Source organism: Bradyrhizobium sp. Unk1 (assembly GCF_059512345.1).
The window spans coordinates 1-16,629 of record NZ_JCAMOP010000048.1 but is presented as its reverse complement, the minus strand read 5'-3'; the positions used below and the strand labels follow the sequence as shown (position 1 = coordinate 16,629).

The 16,629-nt window shown below is 63.5% G+C and carries 17 protein-coding genes; 10 read left to right on the top strand and 7 right to left on the bottom strand.

What is annotated here, in order from left to right:
• The 4 genes from AC5ZFO_RS39560 to pncA form a co-directional block, all read right to left on the bottom strand.
• Entirely contained in the window at positions 1-816 is an 816-nt protein-coding gene (locus AC5ZFO_RS39560; RefSeq protein WP_282519131.1) for a sugar phosphate isomerase/epimerase family protein, read from the bottom strand.
• 476 nt (positions 817-1,292) lie between these two features.
• Positions 1,293-3,326 carry an NAD(+) synthase gene (locus AC5ZFO_RS39555; protein ID WP_282519130.1) on the bottom strand — a complete coding sequence of 678 codons (2,034 nt, stop codon included), beginning with the start codon at positions 3,324-3,326 and terminating at the stop codon, positions 1,293-1,295.
• Positions 3,327-3,477: 151 nt separating this feature from the next.
• Positions 3,478-4,593: an alpha/beta fold hydrolase gene (locus AC5ZFO_RS39550; RefSeq protein WP_282519129.1), complete on the bottom strand. Its 1,116-nt coding sequence runs from the start codon at positions 4,591-4,593 to the stop codon at positions 3,478-3,480.
• A gap of 16 nt (positions 4,594-4,609) precedes the next feature.
• Entirely contained in the window at positions 4,610-5,236 is a 627-nt protein-coding gene (gene pncA, locus AC5ZFO_RS39545; RefSeq protein ID WP_282519579.1) for a bifunctional nicotinamidase/pyrazinamidase, read from the bottom strand.
• Positions 5,237-5,493: 257 nt separating this feature from the next.
• Here pncA and glk point away from each other — a divergent pair, with 257 nt between their 5' ends.
• The 3 genes from glk (at position 5,494) to AC5ZFO_RS39530 (ending at position 7,138) form a co-directional block, all read left to right on the top strand.
• Positions 5,494-6,480 (top strand): glucokinase, encoded by a 987-nt coding sequence (gene glk, locus AC5ZFO_RS39540; protein WP_282519128.1) that lies wholly within the window; start codon positions 5,494-5,496, stop codon positions 6,478-6,480.
• A 152-nt stretch (positions 6,481-6,632) separates the two neighbouring features.
• Entirely contained in the window at positions 6,633-6,836 is a 204-nt protein-coding gene (locus tag AC5ZFO_RS39535) for a hypothetical protein (RefSeq protein ID WP_254119546.1), read from the top strand.
• Between the two features lie 146 nt (positions 6,837-6,982).
• On the top strand, positions 6,983-7,138 hold the full coding sequence (locus AC5ZFO_RS39530; protein WP_282519127.1) for a hypothetical protein: 156 nt from the start codon (positions 6,983-6,985) through the stop codon (positions 7,136-7,138).
• Positions 7,139-7,249: 111 nt separating this feature from the next.
• Here AC5ZFO_RS39530 and AC5ZFO_RS39525 read toward each other — a convergent pair whose 3' ends face one another.
• Positions 7,250-7,627: a response regulator gene (locus AC5ZFO_RS39525; protein ID WP_014495213.1), complete on the bottom strand. Its 378-nt coding sequence runs from the start codon at positions 7,625-7,627 to the stop codon at positions 7,250-7,252.
• 111 nt (positions 7,628-7,738) lie between these two features.
• Positions 7,739-8,545, bottom strand: coding sequence for a Spy/CpxP family protein refolding chaperone (locus tag AC5ZFO_RS39520; RefSeq protein WP_282519126.1), 807 nt, complete (start codon positions 8,543-8,545; stop codon positions 7,739-7,741).
• Between the two features lie 484 nt (positions 8,546-9,029).
• Between AC5ZFO_RS39520 and AC5ZFO_RS39515 the strand changes: the two genes are divergently transcribed.
• The 6 genes from AC5ZFO_RS39515 (at position 9,030) to AC5ZFO_RS39490 (ending at position 15,160) form a co-directional block, all read left to right on the top strand.
• A complete protein-coding gene (locus AC5ZFO_RS39515) occupies positions 9,030-10,370 on the top strand; it encodes an ABC transporter substrate-binding protein (RefSeq protein ID WP_282519125.1) in 1,341 nt (446 codons plus the stop codon).
• A gap of 149 nt (positions 10,371-10,519) precedes the next feature.
• Positions 10,520-11,458 (top strand): carbohydrate ABC transporter permease, encoded by a 939-nt coding sequence (locus tag AC5ZFO_RS39510; protein WP_282519124.1) that lies wholly within the window; start codon positions 10,520-10,522, stop codon positions 11,456-11,458.
• Entirely contained in the window at positions 11,458-12,369 is a 912-nt protein-coding gene (locus AC5ZFO_RS39505; protein ID WP_282519123.1) for a carbohydrate ABC transporter permease, read from the top strand. Before AC5ZFO_RS39510 ends, AC5ZFO_RS39505 begins: the two co-directional genes overlap by 1 nt.
• A 20-nt stretch (positions 12,370-12,389) precedes the next feature.
• The gene (locus tag AC5ZFO_RS39500) at positions 12,390-13,490 is read left to right on the top strand and encodes an ABC transporter ATP-binding protein (protein ID WP_282519122.1); all 1,101 of its coding nucleotides are present in this window, start codon (positions 12,390-12,392) and stop codon (positions 13,488-13,490) included.
• Positions 13,491-13,524: 34 nt separating this feature from the next.
• Positions 13,525-14,514, top strand: a complete 990-nt coding sequence (locus tag AC5ZFO_RS39495; RefSeq protein WP_282519121.1) for a hydroxyacid dehydrogenase — start codon at positions 13,525-13,527, stop codon at positions 14,512-14,514.
• Positions 14,515-14,683: 169 nt separating this feature from the next.
• Positions 14,684-15,160, top strand: a complete 477-nt coding sequence (locus AC5ZFO_RS39490) for a hypothetical protein (RefSeq protein WP_282519120.1) — start codon at positions 14,684-14,686, stop codon at positions 15,158-15,160.
• On the opposite strand, the gene AC5ZFO_RS39485 is transcribed toward AC5ZFO_RS39490, so the two are convergent.
• On the bottom strand, positions 15,157-15,660 hold the full coding sequence (locus AC5ZFO_RS39485; protein WP_282519578.1) for a DUF1993 domain-containing protein: 504 nt from the start codon (positions 15,658-15,660) through the stop codon (positions 15,157-15,159). The two genes, AC5ZFO_RS39490 and AC5ZFO_RS39485, sit on opposite strands and share 4 nt — an antisense overlap.
• A gap of 113 nt (positions 15,661-15,773) precedes the next feature.
• On the opposite strand from AC5ZFO_RS39485, the gene AC5ZFO_RS39480 reads away from it, so the two are divergent.
• Positions 15,774-16,556: a transporter substrate-binding domain-containing protein gene (locus tag AC5ZFO_RS39480; RefSeq protein WP_282519119.1), complete on the top strand. Its 783-nt coding sequence runs from the start codon at positions 15,774-15,776 to the stop codon at positions 16,554-16,556.
• Positions 16,557-16,629: the final 73 nt, after the last annotated feature.

The following is a 16,629-nucleotide window of genomic DNA, read 5'->3' as shown; positions in this document are numbered from 1 at the left end:
TTATTCAGCGAGACCGAGCGCGGCCAGATGGGCTGCGCCGGCGCGAACGTCGTCGTGATTGCGGAGTTCGAGGATCAGCCGCGGGTTGGAGGTCAGCCGGCCCAGCGCGCGGAACACGGCCACCCACGGGATGTTGCCTTCGCCCGGCGCCCAGTGCCGGTCGGCAAAGCCGTCGGTGTCCTGTAGGTGAACATGCGTCAGCATGTCGCCGGCGGTCTCGACGTAGTAATCGACCGGCGGTGCGCCCGTGGAGATGTGGGCATAGTTGGCGTGGCCGGTGTCGAGGGAGACGCGGACCTTGTTGCTTTCGAGCGCCTTGGCGAGACGGACGCGGTCGCGCGGGTCCTTGTCCTCGATATTCTCGATGACGATCTCGCAGCCGATCGTCTCGGCGCGCGCTATCACCTCGGCCAGCGTCGCCTTGACGCGCTCGACGATGTTGGCGCGGTTGTCAGGATAGAGATCGAGATTGTTGTGGTCCCAGGTCGTGAACGGTGAATGGATCACCATCTGCGTCGCGCCGAGGAATTCCGCGGCATCGAGGCCCTGAAGCAGGCGCTTCGTCACCGCCTTGCGGATCAGGGGATCATGACTGTCGATCTTGAAGCCCCAGAACGGGCCGTGAATGCCGAGCCGGCCGGTGTGGCCCGAGAGCATCTGCTTGATCTCGCTGGCCGCACTCCGCCAATCGCCGTCGAGCAAATCCGCGCGGAAAAAATCCTGGATCTCGAGATCGCGCTGCTGTTCCAGAAGCCAATCGCGGTGGGCGGGGATCGATTTGAGGGATAGTGCGGCGCCCAACACCGGCTTCGACATGGCTTGCTCCTTGACCGTCGGCGATGACGGGAGCAGCGCTAGACCAGTTAAGTGACAGGCCCGTGAAATGCAGGTGCCGCGGCGATGCGCCGATGTGGACATCCCCGCCGATCGCCTGCATCGAATTCAGGCAGCAGTGACCGCAGCAGATGCGGACGAATGCATCAGTGTGCCGCATCAAGCGCGTTCGTGTCCGTAGTGACACGGAATGGAATCCTAACCGTACTTCGCGTACATCGCGCACATCGATCGGCGGCCTTCCAGGGGCATCACCCTCTGATCGCGCACCACGGGGTTGGGGGACCACATGGGGCGGGGGGATCAAAGGCTGGGGCAAGGTGACGAGGTCCGGACTCCTAGGCACTCCGGACCTCGGAACTTTCTAGATTGAACGCAATTTCGCGCCGCCGGCCTTATGAGCCGCGCGGCGCGAAGTCGTTCTGGAGCGACCCTGCCCGATCAGCAGTCTTGCTCAATCACTTCGGAACGTTCCGCTCGAGATCCTCGAGCCATGCCGCCGCGCTTGAATCCGACGGCGCGCGCCAGTCGCCACGCGGCGACAACGAGCCGCCGGCCGAAACCTTCGGCCCGTTCGGCATCGCCGAGCGCTTGAACTGGCTGAAGGCGAAGAAGCGGCGCAGGAACACTTCCAGCCAGCGCCGGATCTCCGGCAGATCATAGGCCTTGCGCTTATCGGTCGGGAACGCCGGCGGCCATTCGCCCTTGGCGACATCATTCCAGGCGTGATGCGCCATGAACGCGATCTTGGACGGCCGCATGCCGAACCGCAGCGTGTAGAACAGGTTGAAATCCTGCAGCTCGTAGGGCCCGACGGAAGCTTCCGTGCTCTGCGGCTTCTCGCCGGGCTTGACCGGAACCAGCTCGGGCGAGATCTCGGCCGACAGGATCGACGCCAGCGTCCGGTTGACGTCGTCGCTGAACTGCTTTGAGGCGATCACCCAGCGGATCAGGTGCTGGATCAGAGTCTTCGGCACCCCGGCGTTGACATTATAGTGCGCCATCTGGTCGCCGACGCCGTAGGTGCACCAGCCGAGCGCGAGCTCGGAGAGATCGCCGGTTCCGATGACGATGCCACCATGATGGTTGGCGAGCCGGAACAAATAGTCCGTGCGCAGGCCCGCCTGCACGTTCTCGAACGTGATGTCGTAGACCTTCTCGCCCTTGCCGAAGGGATGGCCGATGTCTTTCAGCATTTGCGTCGCCGTGGGACGGATGTCGAGCTCCTGCCACTCCGTCTGCAACGCCTTCATCAGCGCCAGTGCATTGGTCTTGCTCTCGCTGCCGGTGGCAAAGCCCGGCATGGTGTAGGCCAGGATATTGCTGCGCGGCAGTCCGAGCAGGTCGACCGCCTTGGCGGCGACGATCAGGGCGTGGGTGGAATCGAGCCCACCCGAGACGCCGATCACCACGCGCTTGGTTCCGGTCGCGCGCATGCGCTGCACGAGGCCGGCGACCTGGATGTTGTAGGCCTCGTAGCAATCCTGCTCGAGCAGGGCTTCGTCGCTCGGCACGAACGGGAAGCGCTCGATCTTGCGCAGGAAGCCGATGTCGGTGGCCGGCGCCTTCAGGGCGAAGGTGATCCTGCGGAAAAAGGCCTCGCGTTGCCGGCGATTATCGTCGAACGTGCCCATCAGTGCGCGTTCCTGCCTGAGCAGATCGAGATCGACGTCGGCCAGCGTGATCTGGCCGTCCTGACGGAACCGCTCGCCCTCGGCCAGCAGCACGCCGTTCTCGTAAATCGAAGTCTGGCCGTCCCAGGCCAGATCCGTGGTCGATTCCCCTGCCCCCGCGGCGGAATAGACGTAGGCCGCAAGACAACGCGCCGACGTCGATTGGCACAGCAGTGCGCGCGAGCGCGCCCGGCCAATCGTGATCGGGCTGCCGGATAGATTGATCAGCACGCTGGCGCCGGCAAGCGCGAGTTCGGAAGCCGGCGTCACCGGAATCCACATGTCCTCGCAGATCTCGACGCCGATGATCAGGCCTGGAACATCCTCGGCCGCGAACAGGAGGTCAACGCCGAACGGTGCGTGTAGCCCGCCAAACGCGATCGTCTCTCCGGCCATGCCGGCGCCGGAGGCGAAATGCCGTCCCTCGTAGAATTCACGATAGGTCGGCAGATAAGACTTGGGCACGACGCCAAGGACGTTGCCGCGATGAATGACGACGGCGCAATTGTAGATGCGATGACCAAAGCGCAGCGGCGCGCCGACGATCAGGACGGTCATCAGGGCCGAGGAGGCCTCGACGATTGAGGCGAGCCCGCGCTCGACCGCATCGAGTAGCGGGTCCTGCTTGACGAGATCCTCGATCGCGTAGCCGGACAGGCACAGCTCCGGAAACACGGCGACCGCCACCGACTGTTCATGGCATGCCCCTGCCGCCGCCAGGATCGCCTTCGCATTGGCCGCGGGATCGGCCACATGGGAAGTGGTGACGCAGGCCGCCACGCGCGCAAATCCGTGGGCGTAGATCGAGTGGAAGCTCATCGAGCGCGGTACCCTTAATCTTGTCGCGGCCGCAGCCGCCAGTTCCAGATGATATGTAGCCCATCGACCGGGCCCCGTGCAGGCCATCCGCCGTCATGCATAACGGATTTGCGTGTTCGCCGGCCCGGCCGGGCCAAGGCACCTGACAAGGTCAGGCGCTGCGGGCCAGCACTCCGGAGAGCTCGTCGCGCAGCCACTCGGCGATCCGGGGCCAGGCATGGGCGTGGGTGCGCGCCCCCATGAACAGGCCGAGATGATTGCTGGGCTCGGAGGCCGCGGCGATGAAGGCCGGCGGGGTGCCGACCAGACCGGCGGTCGCGAGCGCCTGCGCAGCCGGCACGACCTCGTCATCGAGCCCGGCCAGCAGGTAGACCGGCGCCTTGACGTCCCTCAGATCAACCTCGCGGCCGAGCGCCGTGAAGTTGCCACCGGCAATCCGGTTCTCCCGGAAGATCCGGTTGACGATCTCCAGATAATAAGTGCCGGGCAGGTTGAGCGTCTCGGTATTCCAGCGATCGAAACGCGCGAGCAGTGCCGCGCCCTCCTCGTCCGAGAAATCCCTTTGCAATGCCGCCGCAATGTCGTCGCGGCTCGGCGCCTTCGTCCAGAAGCGCAGCATCTCGTCGCCGCTGACATTGCCGCCGCCGCGCGCCACGAGCTGGTCGTAGAGCGCCTCAGGCGCATTGCGAGCGAGCCGGGACAGCGCGGAATCGATCGAGAGATCGACGGGCGCCCCCACCAGCACCAGCCGCCGCACCTTGGCGGGAAAGCGCGCCGCATAGAGCAGCGACAGCCAGCCGCCCTGGCACAGGCCGATGAGATCGACCGGCGCGCCGATTTCGTCGACGGCGACGTTGAGATCGCCGAGATAGCTGTCGATCGAGAGATAGCGCATGTCCGGCGAGGCCGAGCGCCAGTCGGTGAGGTAGACCCGATCGACGCCGCCATTCTGCAGGGACTGCACCACGCTGTGGCCCGGTGCGAAGTCGGCGATCAGGGCCCGATGCAGCGCATAGGGCGCGCAGACCAGTGCCGGCTGGCCGGATTGCGTCCGCGTGCAATCGCGCAGGCGCATGGTCGCAAGCTCCAACGCGACCGTGTTGGGCGTCGTCCACGGCAGACTGCTCTCGTCCTGTTCCGTCGGATCGCGCTCCAGCCACCAAAAGTAGGCGTCCATCGCGAGCCGCGCCGCCGTCAACGGCCATAGCAGCGGATCATTCGGAGGACGATCCGATCCGCCCAGCGGTTTGCCGCCCTTCTCCACCATGACTATCTCAAGGTCCTCACAGCAAGGCCTCCAGGCTGACGATCGAAATACCGCGCTCGCGAAAACTCCGATGGGTCGCGGCCACAGAGCCGTCGAGATCGATGCCGCGGCATGCGTCCTCGATGACGGCGACCTCGAACCCCGCCTTGCGGGCATCTTCCGCCGAGAAGCGAACGCAGAAATCGAGCGCCAGACCGGCGACGAAGACGGTCTTCAGCTCGCGCTCGCGCAAATAGCCGAGCAGGCCCGTCGGCGTCCGGTGGTCGTTCTCGAACAGCGCCGAATAGGAATCGATGCCGCGACGAAAGCCTTTGCGCACCACGAGGTTTGCGCTGGTAACGTCGAGCTCCCCATGGAATTCGGCGCCCGCCGTGCCTTGCACGCAGTGCGTCGGCCACAGCACCTGGGTGCCGTAGTCGAGCTCGATGGTCTGGAACGGCTGCTTGCCCGCATGGTTCGGTGCGAACGAGACGTGGTCGCCTGGATGCCAGTCCTGGGTCAGCACCACATTGGTGAATTTTGCGGCAATTCGGTTGATGGCCGGGACAACCTTCTCGCCGCCGGGAACGGCGAGCGCTCCACCGGTGCAAAAGTCGTTCTGCACGTCGATCACCAGCAGCACGTCGCGGTCGGAAATCTGCATCGCAAGGCCCCGTTCCAGCCGTCCGGCGCGACGGGCGCCGAACGCTCCGTCCAATGTCGATCTTCCTGCGCGGCTTCGCAACCACCGACACATGCGGCGATATCGCGCCTGTCGTACCTGGGATGCAACGGTTTGGCGTTGTCCGAGTTGACTAGGCTCACCCAAGGACGGATTCTAAAGACGTTCGCAAATTGCGGATCGGATCGAGCGGAGGGAACGGTTCCCGCGAGCCTGCGCGGCGCGGCAGCCACAAGGTCATGAGTATCGGCAAGACAGGACAGATTCTTCTCGCCGATATCGGCGGCACCAATGCGCGCTTTGCGCTGAGCGAAAGCGCATCGGACGGCGGCGACCAGGCCGGGCCCATCGACTATGTGAAGGTCGCTGACTTCCCGACCGTCCGGGAAGCCATCGCCGACGTTCTTGCTCGCCGGTCCGGCGGCAAGCAGCCCAAACGAGCCGTGCTGGCCGTCGCGGGTCCCGTGACCAACAACCGCTGCGTCATGACCAACAGTCCGTGGGTCATCGACGGCAACGAGCTCCAGCCGGCCCTCGGCTTCGAGAGCGTGCATGTGCTCAATGATTTCGAGGTCGTGGCCTGGTCCCTGCCCGCCCTGAAGCCTGCCGATTTGATCCCGCTCGGGGGCCAGGACGGCCTCCCTGGAGAGCCGCTGCTGGTGGTTGGGCCTGGAACCGGCTTTGGCGTCTCCTGTCTGGTCGAACGTCACGGCGCCCGGCTGGCGGTTGTCACCGAGGCAGGCCACGCCACTTTGCCGGCGGAGACCGAGCGCGAGGAGCGCGTGATCGCGGCCATGCGCCGACGTTTCGGTCATGTCTCCATCGAGCGTGGCGCGCTTTCGGGCTCTGGCCTGCAAAACCTCTACGAGGCGCTGGCGGAGGTCGACGGCGCCCAGGTGCCGCACCGCGACGCCGCCGCCATCACCAAAGCCGCCCTGGAGGGCAGTTGCGAACTCAGCCGCGCGACGCTGGAGATGTTTTGCGCCATCCTCGGCTCGGTCGCGGGCAATCTCGCGGTGACCTTCGGCGCCCGCGGCGGTGTCTACATCGCCGGCGGGATCGTACCGCGCTTTCCGGAGTTCCTTGCCGCTTCCGCGTTCCGGGCGCGCTTCGAAGCGAAGGGACGCTTCCAGGACTATTTGCGCAACATCCCGACCAGGCTGGTGACGAAACCCGACGCAAGCTTCGTCGGCCTGAAGATGTTCGCCGACCACAATCCGGATTGATGAGGCTTCATCGGCTCGGACGCCGTCCAGTCCGTTAACTATACACAGCTGATTGCAGCCAACGCGCGGTTCCACGCAGGATCGTGCTTGCCCGACTATGTCCGATGGGAAACAATTCCCTGGAGTGTGTGGCGTAGTTGCGGGGGCGTGACATGCGTAAGCAGGACTTGGGTTTCGACTATCACCGCTATCACCGCCTGCTGACTGAGGCGGACGACGATGACAAGCGGCTGGCCCTGATCGAGCTCCTGATCGAGGAGAAGGCGCGCGACCGGCTGGCCGCGCAGCGCGCCTCTGATCGCGCCGCCATGACGGCCCATACCATCGCCACCGTGCTGAAGAACGGCCGCAACTGAGCCTTGCGGCACCGCTTGCTGCTCGCGCAAATACGCGAGCGATTGCGATTCCGTTAACGATCCCTCGCAAGCTCGCGTCAAACTTTTTGCTCTAAGAGCTTCCCCTACCTGATGCAATTCAGGGGTCAACAAAGGGGGGAATGAACATGAGCATGATTTCGCTTGCCGCGATCCCGGCCGCCGTCGAAACCCGTTTTGCCGATTCTTCGTTCAAGACGATCTTGCTGTTCTGCTGCATGGGCCTGGTCGCCTCGTTCGGCCTGATGGCGCGCGGCATCGACCTCAGCGCCGGCCTGATCTGAGACCACGACACATTCTTTCGCCAAATGGCCGCCCCTTACGGGCGGCCATTTTCGTTGGCGATCTCAGTACGGCGCCTTCTCAGTGAGGAGCCTTGTCAATGAGGAGCCTTCTCAGTGAGGAGTTTTGGCGACCGCGTCCGGAAACAGCGAATCGATCATCACCTTGAGCTGGTCGAGGGAAATCGGCTTGCGCAGGATCGGCCGCCGCCGGAGCAAGGACGGCAGCAGCTCCGGCCCGTAGCCGGTGGCGAACAGAAACGGCTTGCCGCGGCGCTCGATCAGGTCGGCGACAGGATCGACGTAGAGGCCCTTCAAATTGATGTCGAGGATGGCGAAATCGTATTGCGCGGTCATCGCAAAGGCGCTCGCGTCCCGGACATTGTCCGCTTCTGCGACGACATGGTGGCCGAGTTCCTCCACCATGTCGGCGATCATCATCCGGATCAACGCCTCGTCTTCGACCAGGAAAACGGAGAGTCCGTCCGCCATATCAACCCCGCAGTCAGCTTCCGAAGCTAACCATACCCGAAATGCGGAGAGGATTCACGAATTCGTGGCGGGCGCCGTTAATTCAGACGCCCGCAATCGGATTCAACTTGATTAATCCAGCCCGCGCTCGTGGCTGAGGCGCACCATCTCCTGGATGAAGACCTGCTTCTGCTTGTCGTCGAGGCTCGAATAAAGCGGCTCGGCGGCATCGGCGACGTTGCGCTGGTCGGAGGCGCGGTCGATCAGGAATTGCGATTCGTTGCGCATCTGCTCGATGATGTCGTCAGGCGGATCCCGCTTGGCGCGGGCGATCCGCAGGTTGAGCCGCTCCGCGCCATTATGCCCCAGATAGTGCATTGCGCTCGAGAAGCCGAACCAGTGCTTCTCTTGATCGGGCGTCAGGTTCAACTCGGTCTTGATCCGCTCGATATAGGAATCGCTGTTGGCGACGATCTGCTCGGCGCTCTGTTGCGGCGCGCCGGGCTGGGTGAGGACAGTGACGTCCTTATTGTCCTTGTTGTCCTGCGGCGCATTCCTGGCTTCCTTGCTCGCCTTGGCGCCCTTGCCCGCCTTGGCGGCCTCCTTGGCGCTCTTGGCATCCTTGTCCTTGCCGGCGCCCGGCTGCTTGGAATCCTTGCTTGCGTCCTTGTTCGCGTCCTTGGCAGCTGGAGCCGGCTGGTTGTTGTTATTGACGCCGAGCACGCCGGTGAAGACACCGACCACGCCGCCGATCGCACCGCCCAGCACGCCGCCAACGGGGCCGGCCGCCTTGTTGCCGGCCGCGGCCCCATCCTGAACGCCCTTGACCAGGCCTTGCGCCTGCGCCACCGCGGCGGCGCCGAGCAGCACCGCGAGCACGGAGCCCAGCGCGAACCATCGCCGCAGGTGAAGCCGCGCAGGCGGCGCCGGGTTGATCATTCTGGTCTCCATCGTCGATCCGATTGTCCTGTCCGGGTAGGGGCCACCCGCCGGTTGCAACTCTATCGTTTTCGCCGCTTCGCGGTCCAGCCGCAGCCAATTGCTGTCCACGCCCGAAAACTGTTTGCCGCGAAGCGGTTATGAAGGCTTATTCGAAACTGCGGCGTAATTGCGCACGAGATGTCCCGCGCTCCCTGCCCCGAAGTGTGCGTCGCAAAATGCGCCTCCGAGGTTCACCTCCGGCGCGCGTCGCGCGACGGCGCTGCAGCGTTCCCGGACGCAACGTTAGTTCTAGACGGCGAGCCGTTCGGCTTCCTCGACAGACGGGATCAATCATGATCTGATCGCGCTACCAATTTGCTGCACTTCGCGCGATTTCACGGCGAGGCGTAGCGCCAAGAAACGCGAACAAAAAATCAAAAACAAAACTCGGAATGCCAGAGGAAACGCGAGAACAATAAAACAATCCAGGTGAGGAAACGAGATGTCACGCAAGAAACTGACGCGACGTCAATTTGTAGCTGCCACTGCAATGTCCTCCGCAGCGCTGATCACAGCGCCCTATGTCCGGGGCGCTTACGCCGCCGGCAAACTCTCGATCGGCTTCTGGGACCACTGGGTGCCCGGTGCCAACGACGCCTCCACCGCCATGGTCAAGGAATGGGCTGAAAAGGAGAAGGTCGAGGTCTCCATCGATTACATCACCAGCAACAACAAGAAGATCGAGTTGACGGTCGCGGCCGAAGCGCAGGCCAAATCCGGTCACGACATTCTTCAGATGTACACCTGGTGGCCGCATGCATATGCCGAGCAGTTTGAACCGGTGAACGACGTGGTCGAGGAGGCGATCAAGCAGAATGGTGAGGTCAACGACACGGTCAAATATCTCGGCAAGGCCGACGGCAAATGGCTTGCGGTCCCGGCAACCCCGGGGAGCCAGATCAAGGGGCCCTGCTCGCGCATCGACCTCATGAAGAAGCATGCGGGGATCGACGTCCAGGAACTGTACCCCGTCGGCGCGCCGCCCAAGGCCGATAGCTGGAATATGGATACATTCCTGAAGGCGGCGGAAGCCTGCCAGAAGGCAGGTTTCCCATTCGGAATCGGTCTCGGCGAGACCACCGACAGCGTCGATACCGCGGGCGCCATCTTCCAGTCGTTCGGCGCCGAACTCGTCAACGCCAAGGGCGATGTCACGGTGAAGACCGATGAGGTTCGCCAGGCGCTCGAATACTACAAGAAGCTGATCGCCTTCCTGCCGCCGGACGCACCGTCCTGGGACGATGCGTCGAACAACAAATGGCTGATCTCCGGCCGCGGCGCCCTCATCATGAATCCGCCGAGCGCCTGGGCGGTCGCCAAGCGCGACGCGCCGCAGGTCGCCGAGCAATGCTGGACGCACGGCTTCCCCTCCGGTCCTAAAGGCAGGTATGCACCGTTCCTGCCCTATTTCTGGGGGCTCTGGAATTTCTCCAAGAACAAGGCATCGGCCAAGAGCCTTCTGGCTTTTCTGTCACAGCCGTCATCGATCGAAAAGTTCGTCGCGGCGAGCGGCGGCTACGATTTGCCGGCCTATGCGAAGATGACGACGCTGAAGACCTGGGCCGAGGTAGGCCCGCCGAAGGGCACGCTCTACCACTATCCAAATCCCTACAATCATCAGACGCTGTCGATTGCGGCCTCTCCGGCGCCGCCGAAGATCGCCCAGCAGATCTACGCGCAGGCCACGCTGACCAAGATGGCGCTGCGGTTTGCGCAGGGAGAAAAGTTGGAGACCGCGCTCGCCTGGGGCGAAGGCGAGTGTGAAGGCTTCATGCGAACCTAAGCCGGGGTGTGCCACTTGCGGTTCACGCATCCCAGCGTGAGCCGCCAGGGTACCTCACCGTTCGATGGAATGAGCAGATCGAGCCGACACGCAGGTGCCGGCTTCGCCGTTGGACATTCCGCAAGGAAGCTTGACCCAAGGACACTGACATGGCCGATGTCGTCGTTGAGCACGGTCGCGTCGCCCGCACGGCGAGCGCGCACAAGCGGACGGGCTTGCACAATGCGTTGAAGCGGAAATCGACCGTGGCGTTCTTCCTGACGCTGCCGCTGATCCTGCTGATCGCGCTGTTCGTGCTTTACCCTGCCCTGTTCTCGATCCACCTCGCGACGCTGAACAAGTCGATGCAGAAATTCGTCGGCTTCGGCAACTTCACCTTTCTGTTCAAGCGCGAGACTTTCTGGATGGTGGTGAAGCAATCCTGCATCTTTGCGGTTACGGCCGTGTTCTTCAAGGCGCTGATCGGCTTCATCGTCGCGCATTTCGTGCACAACATACCGGCCAAGGGCCAGCGCAAATGGCGCGGCATGCTGCTGGTGCCCTGGGTGATCCCGCCGGCGATGAGCACGCTCGCCTGGCTATGGCTGTTCGACCCATCCTACAGCGCGTTCAATTATACGCTCTCATTTTTCGGCATCGGTCCCATCAACTGGCTCGGCGATGCCGCCTGGGCGCGCTTTTCCGTCATCCTCGTCAACGTCTGGTACGGCGCGCCGTTCTTCCTGATTATGTATCTGGCGGCACTGAAATCGGTGCCGGACCAGCTCTACGAGGCCGCCGCAATCGACGGCGCCAATTGGTGGCAGAAGATCTGGTACGTGACGCTGCCTATGATGCGCAACATCATCGCCATCACGACGCTGTTCTCGCTGATCGTCACCTTTGCCAATTTCGACATCGTCCGCATCCTGACCTCAGGCGGGCCTCTCGACCAGACCCAGATCTTTGCCACCTATGCGTTCCGGGTCGGCATCGAGAGCAACGACATTCCGCTCGGCGCCAGCGTCTCGCTGTTTATGGTCCCAATCCTCGCCGTCGCAGCGATATTCATCCTGCGCGACGTCAACAAGCGCGGGAACGAATCCTGATGAGCACAATGGCGATCGACAAGGCGGGCCCCCGGCGCAAGGTCAAATATGGCAGCATGAGCCGCGACCGTGCCTGGGCGCTGCGCTGGTCCTATTTCTTCCTTGTGCTGTTTGCGATCTTTTTTCTGACGCCGCCGCTCTACATGGTGATCACCTCGCTCAAGAGCAGCGCGGAGATCTCGGCTGCGACTAATCCGTGGTGGGTGTTCCACCCGACGCTGGCAAACTATGTCGAACTACTGACGTCGAACCAATTCCTCCGGTTCTTCTGGAATTCGACCATCGTGTCGCTGGTGGTTGTGATAGTCACCATGCTGATCAGCATCCCTGCGGCCTTCGCGCTCGCGCGGATGAAGTTCTGGGGCTCGACAACGCTCGCGACCGGCGTGTTCCTGACCTACCTGGTCCCGGACAGCCTCCTCTTCATCCCGCTGTTCAAGATGCTGGCGCTGGTTCAGGACCTCACCGGCATCACGTTGCTCAACCGATGGTATGTGCTGCTGTTCGTGTATCCGACGCTGACGGTGCCGTTTTGCACCTGGATCATGATCGGCTACTTCGCGTCGATCCCGAAGGAACTCGACGAAGCCGCGATCATCGACGGCGCATCCTGGCTCCAAACGCTGACGCGGATCTTCATTCCCGTGGCGCTGCCCGGGCTGATCGCGGCAACCATCTTCGCCTTCACGGTATCCTGGGCGCAGTTCCTCTATCCCCTGGTGTTCACGACGTCCATCGACCAGCTCGTGCTGCCCGTCGGCATCACTACCACGCTGATCAAGGGCGACGTCTTCAACTGGGGGCAGATCATGACCGGGGCGCTGCTCGGCGCAGCTCCGCCGCTGATCATCTACGCCTTCCTGATGGACTACTACATCGCCGGCCTGACCGCCGGCGCGACGAAGGGTTGATATCGAGGGGTTCAAGTTCAATGGCCGACGTTTCCCTGCGCAAGGTGATCAAGCGTTACGACGATGTCGAAGCTGTGCGCGGCATCGATCTCGATATCTCCGACCACGAGTTCATCGTGCTCGTCGGCCCCTCCGGCTGCGGCAAGTCGACGACGTTGCGCATGATCGCGGGACTGGAGGACATCACCGACGGCGACATCATGATCGGCGGCGACGTCGTCAACGACGTGCCGCCCAAGGACCGCGACATCGCGATGGTGTTCCAGAACTACGCGCTGTACCCGCACATGACGGTCGCGGAGAACATGTCGTTCGGGCTGCGCCTGAAGCACTATCCCAAGGCCGAGATCAAGGCGCGGGTGACGGAAGCCGCCCGCCTCCTCGACATCACCGACCTGATCGACCGCAAGCCGAAGCAGCTCTCCGGCGGTCAGCGCCAGCGCGTCGCGATGGGCCGCGCCATCGTGCGCAATCCGAAAGTGTTCCTGTTCGACGAGCCGCTGTCCAATCTCGACGCCAAGCTGCGCGTGCAGATGCGGATCGAGATAAAGAAGGTGCACCAGAAGGTGCGCACCACCACGGTCTACGTCACCCACGACCAGGTCGAGGCGATGACGTTGGCTGACCGCGTCGTTGTGATGAACAAGGGCCGCATCGAGCAGATCGGCACGCCCAACGAGCTCTACCACAAGCCGGCGACGCGCTTCGTCGCCGGCTTCATCGGCTCGCCCGCGATGAATTTCATCCCGTGCCGGCTGGAGGATGTCGGTGGCGCGCTCCAGATCCGCCTCACCGACCGCATCGCCTTTGCCCTGCCACCGGCTCGCGCCACGCGCTACAACGCGTTGCCGCGCACCGACAAGCTCCTGCTCGGCCTCCGGCCCGAGCACCTCACCGAGTCGCATGCGCATCTGGGGCCGGGCGTCGAGACCTTCGATACCGTGCTCGACGTCACCGAGCCGATGGGGATGGAGACCCTGGTCTATTTCGGCCTCGACGGCACGCCGGTCTGCGGCCGCGTCGATCCCAACGCCGGCGCCAAGGACGGGGCACCCATGCGTTTGGCGATGGACCTCAACAATATGCACCTGCTAAACGAAGACACCGGCGTCGTGTTGTGACGCAGGTCCAAGAAATGCAAGCAGGCAGGGAGCGATGGCGACCAACAAGAAGAAGATTTTCGTTACACAAACTTTGTCGCAAGGGGCCCGCGCCCTCCTCACCCAGCGAGACGATATCGAGCTCGTCGAATTTCCAAACCTGATCTCGGCGAAGGATTTTGAGGCGCTGTTGAAGAGCCACGCGCCGGTCCATGGCGTGGCGCTCGGCGCCACCGCCTTCGGCGAGACCGAGCTCGAGGCATCCCGCGACATGAAGGTGGTGACCCGCATCGGCGTCGGCTATGACGCCGTCGACGTACCCGCCCTCTCCCGCCGCAAGGTGCCGCTGATGGTCGCGGGCAGCGCCAACTCGCCCTCGGTCGCCGAGCAGGCGCTGTTCATGATGCTGACGCTGGCCAAGCGCGCGCAGGAAATGCATTCCTGCGTCAAGGACGGCAAATGGGCCGACCGGCTCGGCATGCTGCCGTTCGATCTCTACGGCAAGACCGTGCTCGTCATCGGCTTCGGCCGCATCGGCACACGCACCGCCAAGCGCTGCCTGGCGATGGACATGAAGGTGCAGGTCTACGATCCCTACAAGCCTGCCGCCGAGATCAAGGCCGCGGGCTGCGAGCCCGTCGCCGATCTCGACGCAGCGCTGCCCAACGCCGACTTCGTCACCATCCACTGCCCGAAGACGCCGGAAACCGTCGGCCTCTTCGATACGGCGCGGATCGGCCGGATGAAGCCGAAATCCTACCTCATCAACACTGCACGCGGCGGCATCGTGAAGGAGGCCGCGCTATACGACGCCCTGGTCTCCGGCAGGATTGCCGGTGCCGGTATCGACGTGTTCGAGGTTGAGCCGCCGCCGGTCAGCAACGCCCTGTTCGCGCTGCCCAACGTCATCATGGCCCCGCACGTCGCCGGCGTCACCGTCGAGGCGGTGAGCCGCATGAGCGAGCAGACCGCTCGCAACATCCTCAGTGTGCTGGACGGCGATCCCATCCGGCAGAACATCATCAACCAGGACGTGCTCGGCTGAGCCGACCTCCGGGCGGGCGGTTATCCGCCCGCCTCCGGAACGCCAGAATGCGTCCCATTTTTGGTGCAGATCGAGCCCAAACTCAGCCTTAATCAAATCCGCGTAATAAGGCCGGCCGCGGCGGCAGTGGGACAGACTTGCCGGCCGCGTCGAGCTGGAGGATGAACCCTTGTCAGAGATCGACCCGACCGACCACGCGCTGGCGACCATCGCGAGCATTTTGGAGCACCCCGAGCGCGAGACCGAGACCGAAATGGTGGTCGCCGGTGAGCAGGTCGTCACCGACGAGCATCCGATCGCCGACGAGCATGCGGTCGCTGAAGAGCACGAGCATCCCGTGGTCGAGGAGCAACCGCTGGTGCCGGAGCACACCGATGCGGACGGCTACAGCAAAGTCGGTCCGGGGCCGATGGTGGCGATCCGTCTGAAATGGACGGTCCATCGCGGCGATGACGGCCAGTTCTACGTCCACGAGACCATCGGCGAGCAGTCCGCGCCCGTGATCAGCGGCCCGATGACGAGCGAAGCCGCGGTGCATTTCGTCGACGCGCACGAGGACGAGGCACATCGGCGCTTCGAGGAGCTGCGCAGCGAGATCGCCGGCCGCAGCTCGCTCGCCGATTACGAGCGCAGGGGCGAAGCCTAGCGCTCGCGGGGGCCGAGAAAATCCCGCTTCACGAGCTCGACGCCGGCATGCCGGAGCAAGTCGTAGGATGTCGTGACGTGAAAGAAGAATTGCGGGACGCTGAACGTCAGCAGCAGCGTCCGCCCGGTGAAGGGCAGCTCGGTCCCGTTTTTCAGCCTGAAGAAGACATTCCGTTCCGCCGCACTATCGATCTCGGCGCGCGACAGGCTTTCGATGAACTCGATTGACGTCGCAATGCGCGCCTGAAGCCCGGCGATGTCGTGCTCCAGCGCCGGCAGCGCCACCGGCTCTTGCTCGGCCAGCAAGGCCGGCGCGACCGTGGCATGGCGGCACGCCTCCCCTATCTGCTGCGCCAGATCGTACATGTTCGGCGCCATGCGCATGCCGAGCAGGACGGCCGGATTGAACTTCCGGCTTTCGGCATAGGCGACGCCCTTGTCCAGCAGTGCCGACAGGTTGCGCAGATACGGCACGAACACGCCGACCGAGGCGTCATACATCGAGATCGTCACCCTAAATTCCCTTCAATTCCGCCTCGCCAGCGACGGGCATCTGGTCTAAATCCAAGTTTCAAGAGCTGCACAATGACAGCTCGGGCATGGGTGGAAAAGAGATGATCGTTCGAATCGTGGCGGCTTTGGCCGCCGTCCTGCTGGCGAACTTTTCGGCATATGCACAGCAGCCGGCGCCGTCGCGCCTCGATGAGATCGTCAAGCGCGGCACTCTGCGCGTCGGCATGACCGGCGACTACAAGCCTTTCACCTACCTGGACAAGGCGACACAGCAGTTCAGCGGCTTCGACGTCGACATGGCGGAGGCACTCGGCAAGGCGCTCGGCGTCAAAGTCGAATTCGTGCCGACGGCCTGGCCGAAGCTCATGAAGGACTTCGAGGCCGACCAGTTCGACATCGCCATGGGCGGCGTCTCGGTCACGCTCGACCGGCAGAAGAAGGGCTTCTTCTCGATGCCGATCATGCGTGAAGGCAAGACGCCGATCGCACGCTGCGCCGACGTCGGCAAGTACCAGACCATCTCCGACATCGACAAGAAGGGCACCCGCGTCATCGTCAATCCCGGCGGCACCAACGAGCGGTTCGCGCGCGCCAACATCAAGGACGCCGAGATCAACGTCTTCTCCGACAACACCGTGATCTTCGACGAGATCGCCAAGGGCAACGCCGATTTGATGATGACGGACGCCTCCGAGACCCGCTACCAGCAGAAGCAGCATTCCGGCGTGCTCTGCGCGGTGCATCCCGACAAGCCGTTCGACTTCTCGGAGAAGGCCTACTGGCTCCAGCGCGACATGGCGCTGAAGGCTTTCGTCGACCAGTGGCTGCACATTTCGATGGAGGACGGCAGCTACAGGAAGATCTACGCCGCCTGGTTCGACTAGCAGTCTGCTGAAAAACCTCGAAATGGAGCGTCCTCGCCGGTCGTTGTTGGGGCGATGCGGTGGAGTTGGACGT